Below are 20377 nucleotides of genomic sequence, written 5' to 3' on the forward strand. Positions count from 1 at the left end.
CGCCACGCCGCGAATCCGCAATAGGGGATGAGAGATATGGGAAATGCCTGGAGGCATAGGAGGTACCGGTTGCATGGGTGGCAGGAGACAACAAAGGACAGCGCGGCGAGCCCCGCGCCCCGGCACCCGTGGCCGGGTCTGATGGCTGGCGCTGGGGCGCTCGCTGTGGTGGCGGTGTGCGGGCCCACTCATGCGCAATCCACGGTGACGGTCTACGGGCGGCTCAATACCAGCATCGAGTATTCGCGAGCCAGCACCGCTACCAACGGCGCCGTGATGGGCGGCACCGGACGGCTGACCAACAACCGGTCGGTCTTCGGCTTGCGGGGCGAGGAGGGCCTTGGCGGCTCTCTCAAGGCAATCTGGCAGATCGAGAGCAACCTGTCGATTGATAACGGGGCCGGGCAGATTGCGGGACGAAACTCTCGCATTGGATTGAGCGGTGATTACGGTACTTTCTTCATGGGGCACTGGACCACGCCTTACACCGAAGCCACCATGGAGTACGACCCCTATTACCCGACCACCGCCGGGTATATGGCGCTGATCAGCAACGGCTCGGCATCGAGCACCAACAACATCCAGGACACGCACTCCTTCGATCGCCGCGAGCAGAACATCGTGCAATACCGCAGCCCGGAATGGAGGGGCTTGCGCGCGGGCGTGGGCTGGGGCGTGCCCGAGGAAAAGCTCACCACGCCGCGCAACCCGGCGCTGTACTCGTTCGCCACCAGCTATGAGCGCGGGCCGCTCAGCGTGGCGCTGGCCTACGAGGTTCACCAGCACTACCAGACGGCGGGCCGCAACGACGATGCCATCAAGGTGGGCGTGTCCTACCAGCTTGCCAGCACCAAGGTCTCCGCCTTGTATGAGCGGCTGCACTACCGCACCGCCACGGGCGACCTGACGCGCAACGGCTACTACACCTCGGTGGTGCAAAAGCTCGGGCCCGGCAGCATCAGGCTGGGTTTCGCACTGGCCAGCAACGGTGCCGGCAATGCCACCGAGACGGTGGGGTTTTTTCGCAGCGGCGCGCAGACCGGCGCCACCCAGATCACGGTCGGTTATGACTACCTGCTGTCAAAGCGCACCGCGCTCTTTACCTACTACAGCCGCATCAACAACAGGAAAAACGCTATCTACGACTTCGCCATCAACAGCCTCGGCGTTTCGGCAGGCGCCGATCCGCAAACCTTTGCGCTAGGCATGCGCCACAACTTCTAACCCTCGAACCTGACCATCGCGCCGCCCAGCCCGGCCGGACCACGATCCGGCCGGACCCGAGGCGGTGGAGGAGACAACCGTGATTCGAAACATCCTGCTGAGCGCCACCCTCGCGGTGAGCGCCGTGGGCGCGCTCGCCCAGCCGCCCCAGTATCCCGCCAAGCCGATCCGTCTGGTGGTGCCATTCTCATCCGGCAGCGCGACCGACATCCTCGCCCGCATCATCGGCAACAAGCTGGGCGAATCCGGCCGCTACCAGATGATCGTGGAGAACCGGCCCGGTGCGGGCGGCACGCTCGGCGCGGGGCTGGTCGCCAAGGCCGCGCCGGATGGCTACACCCTGATCCTGGTATCGGTCGGGCATGCCATCAATGCCACGCTCTATCCCAAGCTGTCGTACGACACCGTCAAGGATTTCGCGCCGGTGACGCTGGTGGCGACGGTGCCCAACGTGCTGGTGGTGAACAGCGCCAGCAAGCTGGGTTCGGTCAAGGATGTGGTGGCAGCGGCCAAGGCCAAGCCTGGCACGATGAACTTCGACTCCGCCGGGTCCGGCAGCTCGACCCACCTGAGCGGGGAGCTGTTCAAGATGGAAGCTGGCGTGGATATCGCGCACATTCCCTACAAGGGCACGGGCGAGGCGCTGACCGATGTCATGGCGGGCCGTGTCGACCTGATGTTTGCGCCCACTGTCTCCGCCATGCCGTTCGTGCGCCAGGGCAAGCTCAAGGCGCTGGCGGTCACCACGCCGAAGCGGGCTACCGCCTTGCCGGACATCCCGACGGTGGCGGAATCAGGCTTGCCGGGCTACGCCTTCGAGTCATGGTTCGGCGTGCTGGCGCCCGCGGGCACGCCCAAGGAGATCGTGGCCGCGCTCAATGGCGAGATCGCCAAGGCGCTGGCCACGCCGGAGGTACGCGAGCGGCTGTCGGTGCAAGGCGCCGAAGCGCGCACGTCCACGCCCCAGGAGTTCGAGCGCTATATCAAGGCAGAGATCGCCAAGCTGGCGCCGGTGGTGCGGCAGTCCGGCGTGCAGGCCGGGCAGTAGGAGGCGCGAGAGGGCGGTTGGCGAGGATGCGGGCGCGGCGCGTGCGTCTTCGCTTAAAATGGCTTGTTCTCACTCACTGCACACCAGCCTCCCTGCCCGCATGGACCAGCGCAAGCGCATTACCCTGAAGGACCTGGCGGCGAAGGCGGATGTCCATTACTCCACCGTTTCCCGGGTGATGAATGCCGCCACGCGGCACCTGGTTGCCGATGAGGTGGCCGAGCGCATCCTGCGCATGGCCGACGAGCTCGGCTTCCGGCCCAACCGCATCGCCGCCGGGCTGCGCACCAAGCGCTCCGGGCTCATCGGCGTGGTGCTGCCGGATATCTCCAACCCCGTGTTCCCGCCGATCCTGGCCGGGCTCGAGGGCGTACTGGCCTCGCATGGCTATGTGCCCATCGTGGTCAATGTGGGCGCCGACAAGACGCGCCAGCGCTTTGTCATCGACCAGATGATGGGCCGCCAGGTCGACGGCCTGATCCTGGCGACCGCCGAGCGCGAGGATGCCGTGCTGGACTACTGCGTCAAGCAGAACATCCCCGTGGTGATGGTCAACCGCGGGGAGGATATCGGCCGGGTGCCCTGCGTGGTCAGCGACAACCTGCTCGGGATGCGGCTCGCCGTCGATCATCTGGTGGCGCTCGGGCATCGCCGCATTGGCCATATCGCCGGGCCGGACTCGCTGTCCACCGGCCACCAGCGCAAGCAGGGTTTTATCGATGCGGTGCGGCGCAACAAGTTGCGCAAAGACGAATGGATGATCGTGGAAGCGGCAAGCTACGGCCGCGAAGCGGGGCGCGAAGCCTGCCGCGCGCTGCTGGCGCGGTTTCCCGCGCTGACCGCGATCGCCGCGGGCAACGACCTGGTGGCGCTGGGATGCTATGACTACCTGCGCGAGGCCGGGATTGCATGCCCGGCGCGCGTCTCGGTGATCGGCCACAACGATATGCCCTTTGTCGATGCGCTCACGCCTGCGCTCACCACCATCCGGATTGCCGTTCACGAGATGGGCGTGCAGGCGGCGACGCTGCTGCTGGCGCGCATCGAGAACGCGAAGGCCGAGGCTGCCAGCGTGGTGCTCCGCCCGGAGCTGATCGTACGCGGCTCGACGGCACCGCCGGCGCACTAGGCGGCACGCGCAGGCGAGCAACCCGCATTTTCCGGGAATCGCGACGGTGGTCAACTACACATCCTTGTAGTGGGCACGGGCCGTCGGTTTCAAAGCCATGCGCAGCAAGGGCTGCAGCCCATTTTCGGATTGTGCGGACCCGGCGCGGCGGCGTTTTCGGCCTTGATCTTTCGGTGCTTTCATTCACAATGCAAACGATTGCAAAATCGACGCGAGGCAGCCGGAATCAGCCGGAGTTGTGAAGCTGGCGAGGTGTCCTTTGCATGGGCTCACGCCCCGGCTACACCCAGGGATGGGCTGTGCACACCCCTGGACAATGGCCGGCCTCATGCGGATAGGGAAGAATCGCGCTGCCCGCCATGCAGGTTGGCGCATCTCGCGTTGCCGCTTTTCCCGGAGTTTGAGAATAGAGGATTCAAATGATCGTCGCATGCCTTTTCTCCAGGTGCCGGGCATAGGACGCGGCATGGCGATATCCGGCAGCTATCCCAGTCCCGGCGGCGCCTGGCTCGTCGACGACGGCGTGGTGCTGGTCGTCGACGATGACGCGGCCTTGCGCGATGGCATTGCCAGCCTGTTCCGCTCGATGGATATCCAGGTCAGGACCTTTGCTTCCGCGGCCGAGTTCCTGTGCTTTCCGATTCCCGATGTGCCGTGTTGCCTGGTGCTGGATGTGCGCCTCAGGGGTGCCAGCGGGCTGGAACTGCAGGCCATGCTGGCCGAGGTGGGCTGCCCGGTGCCGGTGGTGTTTATCTCCGGCCACGCAGACGTTGCCATGTCGGTCATGGCGATGCGGGCCGGTGCAACGCATTTCCTGACCAAGCCGTTCCGCGACCAGGACCTGCTCGATGCGGTGACGGAGGCCATCGGCAGGGACGTGCAGCGGCGCGCTTGCGAACGGCGCGGGCGCGAACTGAAGGCTGCGTTCGAGACGCTGACATCGCGCGAGCGCGAAGTCATGGCGCTGGCGGCGGCGGGCCTGATGAACAAGCAGATTGCCGACGACGTGGGCCTGAGCACGGTCACGGTCAAGATCCATCGCGCGCAGGCCATGAAGAAGATGGGCGCGCGGACCTTTGCCGAACTGGTGGTGATGGCGCACGTGCTCGGCCTGACCAACGCGGCGGCGCAGGCGTGATCACGATGCGCAGACCCTATTCCCCGCGTCATGCGCTGCGCAAAGGCAGCTTGGGCAACGCCCGCGCGAGGCGGCGCGGCTTGCATGAAAGCGAGGCCTCCCTGGCCGAGGGCCAGCGCATCAGCAAGACCGGCAGCTGGCAATGGTGGCCGGCGCGGCGCGAGATGCGCTGGTCGGCGGAGATGTACCGGCTCTTCGGGCTCGACCCCGCGCCTGGCGCACCGGGCATGCACACCTTGGTGGCGATGATCCATGCCGGCGAGCGTGCCCGCGTGCTCGCCGGCATGGCCCGCGCGTGCAAGGAGGGCACGCCGTTCCAGCAGGAGTTCCGCATTCTGTGCCACAACGGCGAAGAGAAGCACCTCATCTGCGTGGGACAGCCGCGCCGGGGCAGCGAGCACAGCCTGGGCTTTGTCGGCACCGTGGTCGATATCACGGAGCGCCGCCGCGCCGAGGAAGTGCTGCGCGTGGCGCAGGCGGAACTGGCGCACGTGTCGCGCATCGCCGTGCTGGGCGAACTGACGGCATCCATCGCGCACGAAGTCAGCCAGCCGCTGGCGGGCATCATCACGCATGGGGAAGCCTGCCTGCGCTGGCTGGACCGGGCGCAACCCAACCTGGAGGAGGCGCGCAGCGCGGTGCAGCGCATGATCAGCGAGGGCCGGCGCGCCAGCGCCGTCATCGGCCGCACGCGCGCGCTGGCGGCCAAGAGCGTGCCGCAGCGCGCGCCCGTGGACCTGGGTGCCGCCCTGGCTGAATCCCTGGCGCTGCTGATGCCGGAAATGGGCAACCAGGGTGTGGCGGTGTCCGCCCATGTGGCGCCGGGCTTGCCGGCGGTGCTGGGCGATCGCATCCAGCTGCAGCAGGTGCTGATCAACCTCCTGCTCAATGCCATGCAGGCCTGCGCGGCGGTGCCAGCCGGCCTGCGTTCGATCCTGGTGCGGTGCGAACGGCTCGGCGCCGCGCCGCCGCGGGTGCTCTGCACGGTGCAGGACACGGGCCCGGGCATCGCGCCGGCGAACATCCCGAACCTGTTCGACGCATTCTTTACCACCCGGCCCGAGGGCCTCGGCATGGGCTTGTCGATCTGCCGCTCGGTGGTGGAGTCGCACGGCGGGCGCATCTGGGTTGACGAGCAGCCGGGTCCGGGCGCCACATTCCGCTTTACGCTGCCCGTGCGGGAAACGCGCTTATGATTGGCGTCTGACAGATGCCATCCCGCAGCAAGAGCGGCGGTTTTCACACATGCGTTCTCCCGATATTTCGCTTGGCGCCGCGATTCCCGCGGATGCGCCCTCCGCCCTGGCCGTGCTGCTGGGCGACATCGACCGTGCCCAGGATATCGAGGGGCTGGCGGGTGCTGTCTGCACCGCCGCCAGGCTGCTCGGGTTCAATCATTTCTATCTGCGTTACAAGGGGCTGCCGGGCTCCGGCGCGGCCCATGCCGGTTCGCTGACCAGCCTGCCTGGTGGCGCGAGCTTGGCGCTGGAAGCCCACGGCGAGGCCCTCGCGGCGCTGGTGGTCAAGGCGCGCGATTCCCTGGGGCCGGTGGTGTGCAGCAGCGCGGAACCCCTGGTGCGGCCCCCCGATGACGCGGCGCTGGCACGGGCCGAGCTGGACCGCCGGCTGACCGCGGCCATTGCCTTTTCCGCCAGCATGCCAAGCCACGAGATGGGCACGCTGGCGCTGCTGTCGCTCGATGGCAGCGCGGGCGACGACGAGGCCGCCGTCTGTCGCGCGCGCCTGTTCGGCCCGGCCATCACGCAAGCCGTGCTCGATCGTTTCTGCGCGATCGCGCGCGGGCGCGCCGAGCCGGCGGTGTCGCTGACGGCGCGGGAGCTGGAGGTGCTGCGCTGGGTGGCGCTGGGCAAGACTTCCTGGGAGGCCGGGCAGATCCTCGGCATCTCCGAGCATGGCATTTCCCACCACATGCGCAACGTGATGCGCAAGCTGGATGTGGGAAACCGCTTGCAGGCGGTGCGCACGGCGATTGCCCTGGGGCTGCTGCCAGGCGAATAGCGCGGCCGGCGCGGCCAGGGGCGCCCGCGCGATCCTGCGCGCTCCCGTGTCATCCAGCCCGGCGTTATTCGCCCACCGGCGCCATGGCCACCTGCCAGCGCGGCGGGCTGCCGATGTTGGCGCTCAGGTGCTCGCAGAACGCCCGCACCTTGGCGCTGGCGCGCGGCAGCGCGCGCAGCAGGTAGATGCCGGTTTCCGGTTGCGGGGCCAGCCCATCCATCTCCAGCTCGATCAGGCGGCCATCGCCGATATCGCCGCCGATCGACCAGTCCGGCATCAGGGCAATGCCCAGCCCTTGCAGCACCGATAGCCGCCGCGCATCGCAGTCGTCGCACTCGAAGGCGAACATGGCCTGCTGCGCGACGTCGCTGTCCAGCAACTCCCGCCAGCCGCGCATGCTGGTGCTGTGGCGGCGGTCGATCAGCCGGTGGCTGCCCAGCTCGCTGGCGTGCCCCGGCTTGCCATGGCGCGCCAGGTAAGCCGCAGAGGCGCAGATCACGTAGCGCTGGCTGGCCACGCGCTGGGCGATCAGGCTGCTGTCCGCCTGCTGGCCCACGCGGATCACCAGGTCGATGCGCTCCACCACGGGGTCGACGATGCGCTCGGTCAGGTCCAGCTCGATGGCCAGGCGCGGGTACTTGTCATAGAGGGCGGCCAGGTGCGGCACCACGTGGCGCCGGCCAAAGGCGGGCAGGCAGCTTACGCGCAGCAGGCCGCTCACGCCCTGCTCCAGCGAGGTGACCTCGCTGCGCGCGTCGGTCATGTCGTGCAGGATCTTGACCGCGCGCTCAAACAGCAGGTTGCCGGCGTCGGTGCGGACCAGCGCGCGGGTGGAACGGGTAAACAGCGCTACCTGCAGCTCGTTCTCCAGGGAGTCGATCTGGCGGGCTACCGATGAGGCCACCATGCCCTTGCGGCGGGCCACGGCGGAAAAGCTGCGCGCCTGCGCCACCTCGACAAAGATCGAAAGATTCTCCGCAAATTTTGCCGATTCCATTTGTGCGTCCTGTGCAAAGGCGTTTCGCGGCCGGACTGGATTGCCCCTGCCGATGCGGCAGGTTAGCATCGAATCCACGCCTTTCGCCCGGGCTATCTTCGCAATTTTGGCAAAAGCACGCCATCGTGCACCTGCCTTGGCGTGCACGATGGGGAGGTGCGGTCACCGCAACAGGAAGAGACAAAATGACAACAAGACTGGAGACAAGCCATTCCGATCAACCCCACGCCGCACGCGGCCAGGCGCTGCTGCGGCGCCTGGCGGCCACCGCCGCGCTGGCGCTCGGCCTTGTTGGCGGCGCCAACGCGCAAACCTACCCGGCCAAGCCGGTCACGCTGATTATCCCGTTTGCGGCCGGCGGCACGGTCGACAAGGTAGGCCGCATGGTCCAGGAGGACTTCCGCGGCCGCCTTGGCCAGACGGTGGTCATCGAGAACCGCGCTGGCGCGGGCGGCACCATCGGCACGGGCGCTATCGCCCGCAGCGCGCCGGACGGCTACACGGTGGGGATGATCTTCGACTCGTTCGCCACCGAATCGTCGATGTACCCCAAGCTGCCATACGCGCCAGAGCGTGACCTGACCGGCGTGTCATACATGGTGCGCTCGCCCATGGTGCTGGTGGTGCCGGCCAGCTCGCGGTTCCAGACGCTGCAGGATTACGTGGCCGCCGCGAAGAAGCCGGCCACCGTTTCCTATGCATCGGTGGGTGCCGGCAGCTCCAACCAGCTAGCGGCCGAGTTGTTCCACGAGACCGCGGGCACCAGTGGCATCCACACCCCTTACAAGGGCGGCGGCCCGGCCATCTCGGATCTGCTTGGCGGCCACGTCGATTCGATGATCGCCAGCCTGCCGCTGGTGCTGCCGCATATCCAGGGCGGCAAGCTGCGCGCGCTGGCGGTGACCTCGCCCAAGCGCGATGCGCACCTGCCCGCGGTGCCGGCGATCGCCGAGACCTACAAGGGCTTCGAAGTCTATTCGTGGGTCGGCATGATCGCACCGGCCAAGACGCCGGAGGCCATCCTGAACCGGCTGGCGGCTGACATGAGCGCTACCCTGCGCGACCCCAAGGTGGCGCAGCGCCTGGCCGACGGCGGCTTCGAGGTGGTGGCGGGTGGCCGGCAGGAGATGAATGCACTGGTCAAGAGCGAGTCGCAGCGCTGGTCCCGCGTGATCAAGAGCCGCAATATCGTGGCCGACTGAGCATCGCATCATGAAATCCTTCGTCTACCAAAGCCATCCGCAGCGCGTGGTGTTTGGCGCCGGCGCGCTGGCCCGGCTCGGCGCCGAGATCGACGCGCTGGGCGCGCGTCGCGTCCTGGTGCTGTCCACGCCAGGCCAGCGCGGCCAGGCCGAGCATGTGGCGGACCTGCTGGGCGAGCGTGCCGCGGGCGTCTTCGACGGTGCCGTGATGCACGTGCCGATCGAATCCGCGCGCGCTGCCCGCGAGCAGGCCGCGCGCCTGGGCGCGGATGGCGCGGTGGCGATCGGCGGCGGCTCCACCATCGGGCTGGGCAAGGCTATCGCGCTGGAGTCGGGCCTGCCGATCGTGGCGGTGCCAACCACCTACTCGGGGTCCGAGATGACGCCGATCTTCGGCCTGACCGAAGGCGGCATCAAGCGCACCGGCCGCGACGCGCGCGTGCTGCCGCGCACCGTGGTGTACGACCCCGAGCTCACACTCGGCCTGCCGCTGATGCTGAGCGTGACCAGCGGCATCAACGCCATCGCGCACGCCGCCGAAGGGCTCTACGCGAGCGATGCCAATCCCGTCACCAGCCTCATGGCGCGCGAAGGCATCGCCGCGCTGGGCCGTGCGCTTCCCGCCATCCGCCAGGCGCATGCCAGCGGCAGCGCGCCGGACAGGCTGGCCGCGCGCAGCGATGCGCTGTATGGCGCGTGGCTGTGCGGCAGCGTGCTGGCCAACGTTGGCATGTCGCTGCATCACAAGCTGTGCCATACGCTGGGCGGCAGCTTCAACCTGCCGCACGCCGAGGTGCACACCATCGTACTGCCGCATGCGCTGGCCTATAACGCGAGTGCCGCGCCGGGGGCGATCGCCACGGTAGCATCGGCGCTTGGCGTGCTCAGCGCGCCACAAGCGCTGTTCGATCTGGCCCGCGACAATGGCGCACCGGTTGCGCTGCGCGATATCGGCATGCAGGACTACGATCTGGATCGTGCTTGCGAGCTTGCCTTGCTGAACCAGTACCCGAATCCGCGCCCGCTGGAGAGGGCGGCGATCCGGCAGTTGCTGCAGGATGCGTTTGATGGGGCGCGGCCTGCCTGAGCGTGTTGCATGCGCGCTTGCGTGCATGCTTCCTGGGCAGCCCTGGCTAGGTTACTGCCGCACGCAGAGCGAGAACCAATCCCTCCAGCGCCCCCCTATGCTCCGCGCGGCGTAGCCAGATTGCTCCCACGGCAGGCAAATCCCACTGCAGCGCGTGAGGTAGCATGGCACTGCCTAGTGCGACCAGTTCTTCTGCCACGCCACGCGGCACGATGGTGATTGCCCGCGGCCGCATGCGCAGTAGTGCGGCCATTGTCTTGATCGAGAACGTTTCCACGATCGCGACCGGCGGAGCCGCGCCGGCCGTTGCGAACAGCGTATCGATCGTGCGCCGGATTGGCGTGTGGTTCGGGGGAAGGATCCAATCTAATCCCGCCAGTTGCGCCCAGTTCAGAGCCGACGCGTTCAAGCGCCGAGCCGCCGCCGCATGCACAACAATCGTGGGCTCCTCGGCATAGAGCTGCGTTTGCACGATATCTTCACCGGGAGAGCAGTAGATACGCGCAATGGCGCAGTCGAGCTCATGCGCGCGCAACGCTGCCACAAGTTCGTCAGTCGTCCCCTCATGCACCAGCACGGATACTGCGGGTGTCTGCCCCAGGCAGTGGGCGCAGACCGCATCCAACACCGCAGTGGACACGTACGGGATCACACCAAGACGTAGCCGTCCTTGCAGGCCTGCCTCAATGGCGGTCAGCTCGTGTCCCAGCGCCTCCGTATCCGCCATCACCAGGCGCGCGTGGGCCAGCACGGCCGCCCCGGTCGCGGTTGGCTCCAGCCCTCGCCGCGCGCGAATGAACAGCGGCGCCAGGAATATCTCCTCGACTTCGTGAAGCGCCTTTGTCACAGCCGGCTGCGACAGGTTCATCTCAGCCGCGACGCGCGAGACAGAGCGCTGCTTCTCCAGTGCAAGCAGCAAGGTCAGATGCCGGAATCTGAGCCGGGTGGCCAAACTGTGCTGAAGACGACCAGACGTTGTCATGATTCAAGTTCCCGATGTGAAATAACCGCAGGGTTATGCAACGATAATAAATATCAGTCAAAAAAATATGCGATTTCAATAAACTAAATCGCATTCACTATAAGTTCCATCTATTTCACGAAATCATCCTGAGTTATCCAAAATGCCACTGACGGACCTCAATCACTTTCTGGTTATCGCAAAAGATATCGAGGCGTCGCGTCGCTTCTATGTCGACGCCCTTGGCATGCGCGAGGGCCATCGTCCATGGGCGCCATTCCCCGGGTACTGGCTTGCCATCGGATCCCACGTCTGCGTGCATCTGGCCTGCGCCAGCGATGACGAGCAACTGCTGGCCTACTTCGACCGTAAGCCCGGAGCGTCTCCGACCGGGGGCGGTGCGGTGGACCATATTGCTTTCTTCGCCTCCGGGCTCGTGGAGTTTGAAGAGCGGTTCACACGCCTTTCGATCTCTATGCGCCGGCGCAGCCTGCCCCAATCCGGCCTTGAACAGATCTTTATCTCCGATCCCGATGGCGTCTCGATCGAGCTCAATTTCCCGAACCAATAAACCCCCAGTCAACCCTCACTACTCGAAGCCAACATGAACATGCGCGCCGAAGTTCCCTCCAACTTCTCCATGGTCAACGCTGATGAAGCTATGCAGCGCGCCAGCTCCCTGGTCGCCACGCTTAGAGAGCGCGCCCCGGCGTGTGAAGCCGACCGGGTTCCCTTGCCCGAAACGTTGCGAGATCTGCATCAGCTAGGCCTGTTTCGTTACCATCAGCCGCAGTCCCGCGGCGGCATGGAACTGGACTACGTCGCGATCATCGACATCTCCGCCGAAATCGCACGCGGGTGCCCGTCGACAGCCTGGAACGTGGCGAACCTTGGCTCGCATCACTTCCTGCTTTCGCTCTACCCGCAACAAGCGCAAGAGGATGTCTGGGGCGCGTCGCCGGATCACCTGATTGCCTCGGCCCTTGCGTTCCCGGCGGGACGCGGCAAAAAGGTGGACGGCGGCTTCGTCATCTCCGGCAGCTGGCCATTCTCCAGCGGCGTCGACGCAAGCGAATGGAACATGCTGGCCGTCACCATCAGGAGTGCTCCCGATGCGCCGCCTACCGATCACCGACTGTGCCTTGTGCACAAGCGCGACTACGAGGTCGTCGACAACTGGTTCGCGGCCGGCCTGAAAGGCACCGGCAGCAAGCAGGTCGTTTGCAATGAGATCTTTGTCCCCATGCACCGCGCTCTTTGCATGGCCGACATCCGTGGCGGCGAACATCCCGCGTCTGCGGCGAATCCGGGACCGCTGTTCCGGCTTCCCCTTGTGGCATTGGGTGGGCACACCCTTGCCGGCCCCGCCCTTGGCAACGCGCAAGCGGCGCTCGAGATCTTCCTGGAGAGCAACCGAAGCCGCAAGACGCACTACACGGCGGCCAAGATCAGCGATTTCCAGGCCGTGCAGATCAAGGTCGCCTCCGCCTCGGCGCAAATCGACGCAGCCCGCACGCTGTTGCGGGCGGACGCGGCCGAGGTCATGGCGATCGCCCGTGGCGGCCAGGTTCCTGACCTGCACGCGAAGCTGAAGTACCGCAAGAACGCGGCGTTCTGCGTGCAACTGTGCACGCAGGCAGTCGATACCATTTTCTCCATGACCGGGGCCAACGGACTCTATGAAAACAGTCCGCTGCAACGTTGTTTCCGGGACGCGCATGCTATTCAGTCTCATGTGAACTTTGCCTTTGATGTGGCCGGTAGCGCGTTTGGCCAGCATGCCCTGGGGGGGCAAGTCACGAATCCCATGCTGTGACTATGAGACAAGGAACCTCCATGTCGTCAAACGTCCAATGCCAACAATCGGCGCCGGGCGAGGATGCCGCGCAAAGCAAGCCTTCCGCGGAAGAAGCCAAGCGGTTGCGGATGGCCTTCTCCGCATTTGCCACGGGCGTCACCATCGTCACCACCACAGCGCCCGACGCCACGCTGGTGGGCCTTACCGTCAATTCATTCAGCTCCTTATCCATGAGCCCGCCGCTGCTAGCGTGGAGCCTGTTTGTCGATTCGAGATATCGCAGTGCTTTCCAGGCCGCCGATTGCTTCACCGTCAACGTGCTCAGCCACCGACAGGCCAGCCTCGCGCAGCGGTTCGCAAAGCCGACGGAGAACAGGTTCGACGGCGTTGCAAAACGCAGGCTCGACGGCGGGGGCATCGTCCTCGACGAGTCCATGGCTTGGTTCCACTGCCGACGCGAGCATAGTCTCTACCTCGGAGACCACATCATGTTTGTGGGCCGCGTCGTTGAGTTCCACGAAGAATCGGCGTCTCCCCTGATCTTCTGGCGAAGCCGATTCCTGGAAGACCGTCAATCGGAAGCCCGGCGCTGATCTGGTTTGTGAACACACTAGGTTGTTAGCCGCCACATCGCTGGACACTGAGGATGTCTCCTCCGCGTCCAGCGGATACCTGAACGCTTCCTCGTTCGAAACCTATTCCGTATCGAAACAACAATTCCGATCCACGCATCGGCAAGGGAGGATTTTCACCAAATTTTCCATCACGAGATAAGACATCAATTATTTAAATGATCACAACATGCCTTGACTGGTAACAATGGAGGAGAATCATGATAAAAAAAATAACGCAAAAACGAAGCAGACGAATCCTCGCACTACTCCCGATACTCCTGGGATCCCAGGGGGCGGCGCATGCCGCAGGCGCCCAGCTTTACGGCGCCGTCGACACCTTCCTTGGCAGCAGCAAGGCCAGCGGCGATCCGAAATCCGTGCTCGGCGTCCAAAGTGGTGGCATGACGACGTCCTTTTGGGGCTTTGCCGGCAGTGAAGACCTCGGCAACGACCTGACAGTCAACTTCCGGATCGAGTCCTACTTTCTCGCGGATACCGGCGCCGGCGGACGCGCCGCAGGCGACGCGCTGTTCGCACGCAATGCCTACGTCGGCATGGAAAGCAAAGTGGGCGAGATACGCACCGGCCGGCTGGCTAACCCGATGTTCCTCGCTACCGCGCTCTTCGACCCCTTTGGCGGTTCGACCAAGTTTTCCCCTTTGCTCAATGTACTCTGGACACCGTCGTATGGCCGCTATTTCGCAGCGGACACCGGCTGGAGCAATGCGGTCGGCTACTACACTCCCGAGATCAACGGCCTGTCTGGCCGCTTCGTCTATGGACTGGGGGAGGTGGCCGGGACCAACTCCAGCAACAATGCCGTTGCCATGCTGCTGTACGACAAGGCGCCCTGGGGCGCGACCTTCGCGATCCAGCGCACGCGCGTGGGCGCTGGCTTTCTTGCAAAGAGCTGGGCACAGACCGCAATGGCTGCTGCCGTCTCCTACGACTTCAACTTCCTCAAGGCGTTTGTTCAATACGACAGCACGCGAAACAGCGGGGACAGCGTCAAGACCGATACGGTACAGGTTGGGATGACCGTGCCCTACGGAAATGGAAAATTCATGGCATCCGCAGTGCGGACTGTCATCAGAGCCGACGGCGTTGCCACTATCCGGCGCAGCGATCTTGGGTTTGGCTATGACTACTTCCTCTCCAAGCGAAGCGACCTGTATGCCAACGTGCTCTACGACAAGTTGAGCCACCTGGGCAGCGGGACCGCTTTCGGCGTTGGTATCCGGCACAAGTTCTGATCGGGAGGCTGCCCGACCGGCAGCCTCCGTCATCTTGTCAAGCTCAGGGCTTCAGGGACTTCACGTCCATGGCTTCATCGAGCCAATCGAAGATCTTCCGCCCCCCCGCGGCTTCTGCACCTGCCTGGCAATGCTCACCGACGGCCTCCGACGACGGGAAGCGCATCAGCGTCTTCTCGCAAGTCAGCGCGTCGTACAGTTTCTGCGGTTGCCCTTCGAAGAATCCCTCCTGCTCAGAATCGATCACCAGGGTGGTCGCCCGTACCTGGGCGGCATCGGCAGCCACATAGGGCTTCGTGCTGTTGACGTAGTCAAAGGCGTTGTCCACGCCGAATACCAGCTTGCCGTGGTTGACTGCCCATCGGGACATCGTATCCGTCTTGATGGCAGCGTTCACGGCCTGGTCGAAGCGTTCGCGGTTGGCAGGCACGGCTTCCGGGAAGCGAGCGGATACGACGTCGTGGAAGCTGTAGAGCCCGCCATTGGCAACCAGCGCCCGGATCCGGTGATCCTTGGCTGCGGCGATGGGGGCGAGCACGCCCCCGAGGCTGATGCCGAGCAGCGCGATACGGGAGGGGTCGACGTCCGTGCGCGTGAGCGCGAAGTCGATCACCGGGGAAACGACCTTGTCCCAGTCGGGACGGAACGCGCGCCGGCTCTCGCGCACCACCTCGCCCTGGCCCGGTCCGTCGAATGCCACGACCGTGTATCCGCGCTCAGCCGCGGCCATGCCGGGAAACACCACCAGTTCTTCTTTGTTTCCGTCGAATCCCGAGTGGCAGATGAGTGTCGGGCGCTTGCCGGCCGGCGTACCCTTCTTCTTGACGACATAGCCGGGCAGCCACGCGCCTTCATAGGGAATCTCTACGCGCGTGACCTCGAAATCCAGGCCGGGAATCGCGGCTGTGAACGCGGAGCGGCTGGCGCGGCCCGATGCCAGGATGCGGGGATCGTCCGTGTTCGCATGCAGATAGAAGTCCGCGATCATGAAGTACATCGCCGCGCGCAGATACGTCTGCGACGCGCTCTTCAGATGCCCTTTTTCCTGCGCTTCGTCCGCAGTCGCCTTGAGCCTTTCTGCCAGAGTGTTCCAGGCCTCGTACCAGCCTTCATCGTCGCCCGGCGTCAGGCGGCCCGCAATCTGAAGGACTTCCTGCACATCCGAGCCTCCATAGTAGGCGTGGCCAAGAATGCGAAGAAGCTCGAAATGGTACGAGTGATCGATAGATAGTTTCATTGTGCCGGGTGGGTTGGTGGTGGCGAGAGCCCCCGCGTTGCATGCGAGGGGAGTCTGGTCAAGCAACAGGCGGCCCGATGCCTTCCCGGGGGAATGCGTTGCTAGCGTGCACGTGAATCATCTTGTTGAAGATGAAAAATCGAAACACCTGTTGCTAACCGTAGTTTCCTATAGGAAACTGTCGTTGGCAAGGCCTCGCTTGCAACGGCCTTGCCTAGGCTGTCGCCGCGACCTTTACCGCGAAGGTGTCTACAGCTTCGTCAAAGCACCAACGCAGCACCACCACTGGAATTCAGTCTTGCTTCCACCAGACCATCAGCGCTTCGCATTCCTCGTCTCCGGCTGCCTCGTAGCGGTGTGGGAGCGAGCTGGAAAAATGCAACGAATCACCCGGATTCAACAGCAGCTTCTTGCGGCCCCGGATGCTGATCTCCAGGCCGCCACGAATGACGTAGATCAGCTCGTTGCCAACATGGCCCATCTGCTGGAGCTCCGGGGCATGAGGGCGATACACCTGCCGCATGATCACGATGTTGCCGTGCTCCGCGCCGCCGAGAAGGATGTCCCGGTGGACCGCGGGATGCTCGATGCCGACCTGGCTTCCGGCTCGTACCAGCTTGACGAAGGGCTTCGCACTCTCGGCATCGGCCTCGAAGAACCAGTCACCGGGGTTGGTCTGCAGCGCCGCGAGCAGTTTTGAGAACACTTCCACCGTCGGCACCATCTTGTTGTTTTCGATCTTCGAGATGGTGGAGATGGCAAGCCCGCTATGGGCCGCAAGATGCCGCACCGACCAACCGCGCTCCAGGCGTTTCTGCTTGATGCGCTGACCGTCCGCTGCTGGGCGCGCTTCGGTGGCCGGGGCGGGCCTGGCCGGGGTTGAGGCAGGTGAGGTTTTGGGGGTGGTCTTCTTACTGGTAGTCATGGCAGCGGGTTTTCAGATCGTCTGCAATTGTTGCACATCCCGTTTTTTCACCACCACAGGGCCATCAAGAGCCCTCCAACTTAGCCATATCAACGAGAAGGAGACTGAATGAAACGCCTGAAACGCCATTCCCTGTGCCGCATTGGACTTGTGGCGACCGCGCTTGTGGTTTCAGCGGCGAGCGCCCAGCCGAGCCCGGATGTGGTTCGCATCGTTGTGCCGTTTCCTGCCGGAAACGCGCTGGACGCCAGTGCGCGCATGCTCGCCGAGAACCTCCGGCGAACCACCAAGCGGCAATATTTCGTCGAGAACAAGCCCGGGGCTGGTGGCCTGATCGGCACGGCCGAAGTTGCGCGCGCCAAGCCAGATGGCAGCGTGCTGCTTTTCACAACAGGCGGACATTCGACCAATGCTGTCTTGTACACGAAGCTGCCCTATGACTCTCTACGCGACTTCACGCCGATCACGCTGCTGACCACCGCACCAGGGTTCGTGGTTCTTGTGCGCACGGACTCGCCGTATAAGGACCTGAGGCAGTTGATCAAGGACGCGCACGCACGGCCGGGCACGGTGAGCTATGCATCCTGGGGCACTGGCAACACCACCCACTTGATTGGCGAGCTGTTTGCACGCTCGGCGGGCATCAAGGTATTGCACGTGCCCTACAAAGCTTCGCCGATCAGCGACATCCTGGGTGGCCACGTCGACTACACATTCATGGCGTCGTCCCTGGCCGCTCCGTTGATCCAGGAGGGCAAGGCACGCGCGCTCGCGATTTCAAGCGCGCAGCGTGTCAAGGAAATGCCTGCGGTCCCTACGCTACGCGAACTCGGCATCAGGGACGTCGACATTCCTGCCTGGTCCGGCCTGCTTGCGCCGGCTGGCCTGTCACAGCAGGCTGCCGCTGAGCTACAGCACGAGGTGGCGGTTGCTGCGCAACGTCCCGAGTACCAGGCCTTCTTGAAGACGTCGGGCGGCCAGCTGGTGCTGTCCACGCCAGTGCAGTTCAGCAGCTACTTGTCTAGCGAGATACAGCAATACCGGAAACAGCTCGCGCCCCTGGGCATCAAGATGGACTGACCTTCCCGATCGCCTGCCGCTTCGATGAGGGCCGGCGATATGTTTGTAATCAGTGCGCCAGCGCCGCCACGCGCTCACCCACGTATTCACCCATCGCCAGCGATGCCGTCAGCCCGGGCGACTCGATGCCAAACAGGTTGATCAGGCCGGGAATCCCGTGCTCGCTCGCGTCTTGCACGATGAAGTCGGTTGCACTGTTGTGCATCGACGAGCCCGGGCCCGCCAGGCGTGGGCGGATGCCGGTGTAGCCGGGCTGCAGGTCGCCGTCGCGCAGGGCGGGGTAGTAGCGGCGCACAGCCTGGTAGAACACGGCTTCGCGCGATGCGTCGAAGCTGTAGTCCACGCCGTCGCGCCAGTCCAGGTCGGGGCCGAACTTGCACTGCCCGCCCAGGTCCAGCGTAACGTGCGCGCGCAGCGCGCCTTCGCGGCCGGTGGGATAAACCAGGCGGCGAAAGGGCGAGGGGCGGCAGAGCGTGAAGTAGTGGCCGATGGCGTAGTAAAGCGGCGGGATCTTGCCGGCAGGCATGCCGGCGATGGCCGCGGCCACGGGCTGGGCGCCGAGGCCGGCGGCGTTGATCACGGTGCCGCACAGCAACTCCATCTGCTCTGCCCCGCCCACCTGCAGTACGATGCCGTCCGGCGTTGGCCGTCCCGCCAGCACGGGGCTGTTCAGCGCCAGCGCCGCGCCGTGGCGCTGCGCGTCGCCCAGGTAGGCCAGCATCAGGCCGTGGCTGTCGACGATGCCGGTGGAGGGCGACAGCAGCGCGCCCGCGCATGCCACTTCGGGTTCCAGGTCGCGGGCCTCGTCGGCGCCGATGAGGCGCAGGTCGGTGACGCCTTGGGCGGCGCCGAGCTGCACGTACTTGTGCAACTCGGGAATGGCGGCCTCTTGCACCGCCACGATCAGCTTGCCGATGCGTTGGTGGCCGATGCCGCGTTCGGCGCAGTAGGCGTATAGCGCTTGCTTGCCGGCTACGCAGAGCTTGCCCTTTAGCGATCCCGGGGCGTACGAGATGCCTGCATGGATGACTTCTGAGTTGCGGGCGCTGGTGTGGGTGCCGAAGGTGTTTTCGGCTTCGAGGATGATGACTTCGCGGCCGGCGGCGGAGAGGGTGCGGGCGATGGCTAGGCCGGTTACGCCGGCGCCGATGACGGCGCAGTCAACTTGTTCCATTTTGGTTTGGTTCTGGTTGATGGGGGATTGGGTTGTTGGTTGTAACTGCAACTTCTTTAAGTCAAAGGCAGCTGCAGTTTCACCACCCCTGCGGGGCGGCGACCTACTTTCTTGTCTTGCCAAGAAAGTAGGCAAAGAAGGCGCGCCGGATGGGGCGACTACCCCTCGTGATCCAACGAAAAGAGCGGCCGGGACCCAAACTCGCATCGCCTTAAGGCGATACTCAGACATGGGTCCCTCTTTTCCGCTCTTTTCGCCGAATCCCGAGGCGCCCCATACGGCCTTGGCACACCTCCACGGCTCGCTTCGCATCGCCGTGGGTGTTTCCCGCCCCTTGGGGCGGGAAACACGGCCGAACCGAATCGTTTGTCTGACCGTGTCGTTTCTGGTCCCGCTGGTTGGCTCCCCTCTCCCACTTGTGGGAGAGGGGCCGGGGGAGAGGGCGGGCGCTCGCAAGAACTCGGCGGTTCACATACCTGCAGGTTGGGGCTGTCAGCTCAGCTTGATCTGCGTCTCGCGGATCAGCGCGCCCCATTTGGCGTGTTCGGCGCGGATGTGGGCGGCAAATTGCGGCGAGGTCTGGGGCGTGGGCACGCTGCCTTCCTGCGCCAGCTTTTGCTGCACGTCCGGGCGCGCCAGCACCTTGATGGTCGCCGCGCTGAGGCGTGCGGTGATGTCGGCCGGCAGGCCGGCGGGGCCGACCAGGCCCAGCCAGGTGGCGGCTTCGAAACCGGCGAATCCTTGCTCGGCCACCGTTGGCACGGATGGCAGCGAGGAAAGGCGCTTGGCCGAGGTCACCGCCAGCGCGCGGATCTTGCCGGCGGATAGCTGCGGCATGACGGAGACGGCGTTGCCAAAGTAGGCGTCCACCTGCCCGCCGAGCAGGTCGGTCATGGCCGGGCCGGCGCCCTTGTACGGCACCTGCAGCACCCGCACAAGCGCGCGCCGCGCCAGCATCTCGCCGGCCAGGTGGCCCACGGTGCCGTTGCCGGCCTGCGCGATGCCCATGTCGCCGTCGCGCGCCTTGGCTGCCTTGATGAAGTCGGCCAGCGTGCGCAGCGGGGAATCCTGGCGCACCACCAGCACCACGGGCTGCTCCGCCACGCCGGCAACGGGCGTGAAATCCTTCAACGGATCGAACGGCATCTTCGGGTACAGCGCGGGGTTGATCGCCAGGTTGGCGGCCTGGCCCATGCCGATGGTGTAGCCGTCCGGCGCGGACTTGGCTACCGCGTCCAGGCCGATGTTGCCGCCCGCGCCTGGCTTGTTGTCGATTACCAGCGTCCACTGGTCGCTCAGGGTCAGCTTCTCGGCGATCAGGCGCGAGGTGGTGTCGGTGCCTCCGCCCGGCGGGAAGGGCACGACGAGGCGGATCGGCTTTTGTGGCCACGGGCCTTGCGCTTGGGCAAGGCCCGTGGCGACTAGCGTCATGGCGGCGCTGGCCTGGAGGAAATGGCGTCGTTGCATGTCTTGTCTCCTGTTTTTCTAGGT

The 20377-nt window shown here is 65.1% G+C and carries 19 protein-coding genes; 13 read left to right on the forward strand and 6 right to left on the reverse strand.

Features of this window, described 5'->3' with window-relative positions; translation table 11 throughout:
• Positions 1–141 precede the first annotated feature (141 nt).
• The 6 genes from AC1Q7Q_RS22885 (at position 142) to AC1Q7Q_RS22910 (ending at position 6558) form a co-directional block, all read left to right on the forward strand.
• Complete coding sequence (locus tag AC1Q7Q_RS22885) at positions 142–1224, forward strand: porin (RefSeq protein ID WP_492370904.1); 1083 nt, start codon at positions 142–144, stop codon at positions 1222–1224.
• 79 nt (positions 1225–1303) lie between these two features.
• Positions 1304–2272: a tripartite tricarboxylate transporter substrate binding protein gene (locus AC1Q7Q_RS22890; RefSeq protein WP_492370903.1), complete on the forward strand. Its 969-nt coding sequence runs from the start codon at positions 1304–1306 to the stop codon at positions 2270–2272.
• Positions 2273–2372: 100 nt separating this feature from the next.
• The gene (locus AC1Q7Q_RS22895) at positions 2373–3401 is read left to right on the forward strand and encodes a LacI family DNA-binding transcriptional regulator (protein WP_492370902.1); all 1029 of its coding nucleotides are present in this window, start codon (positions 2373–2375) and stop codon (positions 3399–3401) included.
• Between the two features lie 466 nt (positions 3402–3867).
• A complete protein-coding gene (locus AC1Q7Q_RS22900) occupies positions 3868–4539 on the forward strand; it encodes a response regulator transcription factor (RefSeq protein ID WP_492370962.1) in 672 nt (223 codons plus the stop codon).
• Positions 4540–4619: 80 nt separating this feature from the next.
• Positions 4620–5735, forward strand: a complete 1116-nt coding sequence (locus AC1Q7Q_RS22905; protein WP_492370901.1) for a PAS domain-containing sensor histidine kinase — start codon at positions 4620–4622, stop codon at positions 5733–5735.
• A gap of 49 nt (positions 5736–5784) precedes the next feature.
• Positions 5785–6558: a helix-turn-helix transcriptional regulator gene (locus AC1Q7Q_RS22910; protein ID WP_492370900.1), complete on the forward strand. Its 774-nt coding sequence runs from the start codon at positions 5785–5787 to the stop codon at positions 6556–6558.
• Between the two features lie 64 nt (positions 6559–6622).
• On the opposite strand, the gene AC1Q7Q_RS22915 is transcribed toward AC1Q7Q_RS22910, so the two are convergent.
• Positions 6623–7555, reverse strand: a complete 933-nt coding sequence (locus AC1Q7Q_RS22915; RefSeq protein WP_492370899.1) for a LysR family transcriptional regulator — start codon at positions 7553–7555, stop codon at positions 6623–6625.
• Between the two features lie 185 nt (positions 7556–7740).
• Between AC1Q7Q_RS22915 and AC1Q7Q_RS22920 the strand changes: the two genes are divergently transcribed.
• Entirely contained in the window at positions 7741–8757 is a 1017-nt protein-coding gene (locus tag AC1Q7Q_RS22920) for a tripartite tricarboxylate transporter substrate binding protein (RefSeq protein ID WP_416050847.1), read from the forward strand.
• A 10-nt stretch (positions 8758–8767) separates the two neighbouring features.
• The gene (locus tag AC1Q7Q_RS22925) at positions 8768–9844 is read left to right on the forward strand and encodes a maleylacetate reductase (protein WP_492370898.1); all 1077 of its coding nucleotides are present in this window, start codon (positions 8768–8770) and stop codon (positions 9842–9844) included.
• A gap of 46 nt (positions 9845–9890) precedes the next feature.
• Here the strand turns inward: AC1Q7Q_RS22925 and AC1Q7Q_RS22930 are convergent, their stop codons facing one another.
• Complete coding sequence (locus tag AC1Q7Q_RS22930) at positions 9891–10826, reverse strand: LysR family transcriptional regulator (protein WP_492370897.1); 936 nt, start codon at positions 10824–10826, stop codon at positions 9891–9893.
• 142 nt (positions 10827–10968) lie between these two features.
• Between AC1Q7Q_RS22930 and AC1Q7Q_RS22935 the strand changes: the two genes are divergently transcribed.
• The 4 genes from AC1Q7Q_RS22935 to AC1Q7Q_RS22950 all read left to right on the forward strand — a co-directional run bounded on the left by AC1Q7Q_RS22935 (position 10969) and on the right by AC1Q7Q_RS22950 (position 14470).
• Complete coding sequence (locus tag AC1Q7Q_RS22935; protein ID WP_492370896.1) at positions 10969–11376, forward strand: VOC family protein; 408 nt, start codon at positions 10969–10971, stop codon at positions 11374–11376.
• A gap of 33 nt (positions 11377–11409) precedes the next feature.
• A complete protein-coding gene (locus AC1Q7Q_RS22940; protein ID WP_492370895.1) occupies positions 11410–12621 on the forward strand; it encodes an acyl-CoA dehydrogenase family protein in 1212 nt (403 codons plus the stop codon).
• Between the two features lie 20 nt (positions 12622–12641).
• Complete coding sequence (locus AC1Q7Q_RS22945) at positions 12642–13196, forward strand: flavin reductase family protein (protein ID WP_492370894.1); 555 nt, start codon at positions 12642–12644, stop codon at positions 13194–13196.
• 239 nt (positions 13197–13435) lie between these two features.
• Positions 13436–14470 (forward strand): porin, encoded by a 1035-nt coding sequence (locus tag AC1Q7Q_RS22950; RefSeq protein WP_492370893.1) that lies wholly within the window; start codon positions 13436–13438, stop codon positions 14468–14470.
• 43 nt (positions 14471–14513) lie between these two features.
• On the opposite strand, the gene AC1Q7Q_RS22955 is transcribed toward AC1Q7Q_RS22950, so the two are convergent.
• Together AC1Q7Q_RS22955 and AC1Q7Q_RS22960 are read right to left on the reverse strand one after the other, a co-directional pair.
• Positions 14514–15773 (reverse strand): alpha/beta hydrolase family protein, encoded by a 1260-nt coding sequence (locus tag AC1Q7Q_RS22955; RefSeq protein ID WP_492370892.1) that lies wholly within the window; start codon positions 15771–15773, stop codon positions 14514–14516.
• Positions 15774–15999: 226 nt separating this feature from the next.
• Complete coding sequence (locus AC1Q7Q_RS22960; RefSeq protein WP_492370891.1) at positions 16000–16632, reverse strand: helix-turn-helix domain-containing protein; 633 nt, start codon at positions 16630–16632, stop codon at positions 16000–16002.
• Positions 16633–16740: 108 nt separating this feature from the next.
• Between AC1Q7Q_RS22960 and AC1Q7Q_RS22965 the strand changes: the two genes are divergently transcribed.
• Entirely contained in the window at positions 16741–17712 is a 972-nt protein-coding gene (locus tag AC1Q7Q_RS22965) for a Bug family tripartite tricarboxylate transporter substrate binding protein (RefSeq protein WP_492370890.1), read from the forward strand.
• A 49-nt stretch (positions 17713–17761) separates the two neighbouring features.
• On the opposite strand, the gene AC1Q7Q_RS22970 is transcribed toward AC1Q7Q_RS22965, so the two are convergent.
• A complete protein-coding gene (locus AC1Q7Q_RS22970; protein WP_492370889.1) occupies positions 17762–18886 on the reverse strand; it encodes an NAD(P)/FAD-dependent oxidoreductase in 1125 nt (374 codons plus the stop codon).
• 492 nt (positions 18887–19378) lie between these two features.
• Complete coding sequence (locus AC1Q7Q_RS22975; RefSeq protein WP_492371844.1) at positions 19379–20353, reverse strand: Bug family tripartite tricarboxylate transporter substrate binding protein; 975 nt, start codon at positions 20351–20353, stop codon at positions 19379–19381.
• Positions 20354–20377: the final 24 nt, after the last annotated feature.

The sequence above is a fragment of the Cupriavidus sp. GW823-FHT07A04 genome, assembly GCF_058794615.1.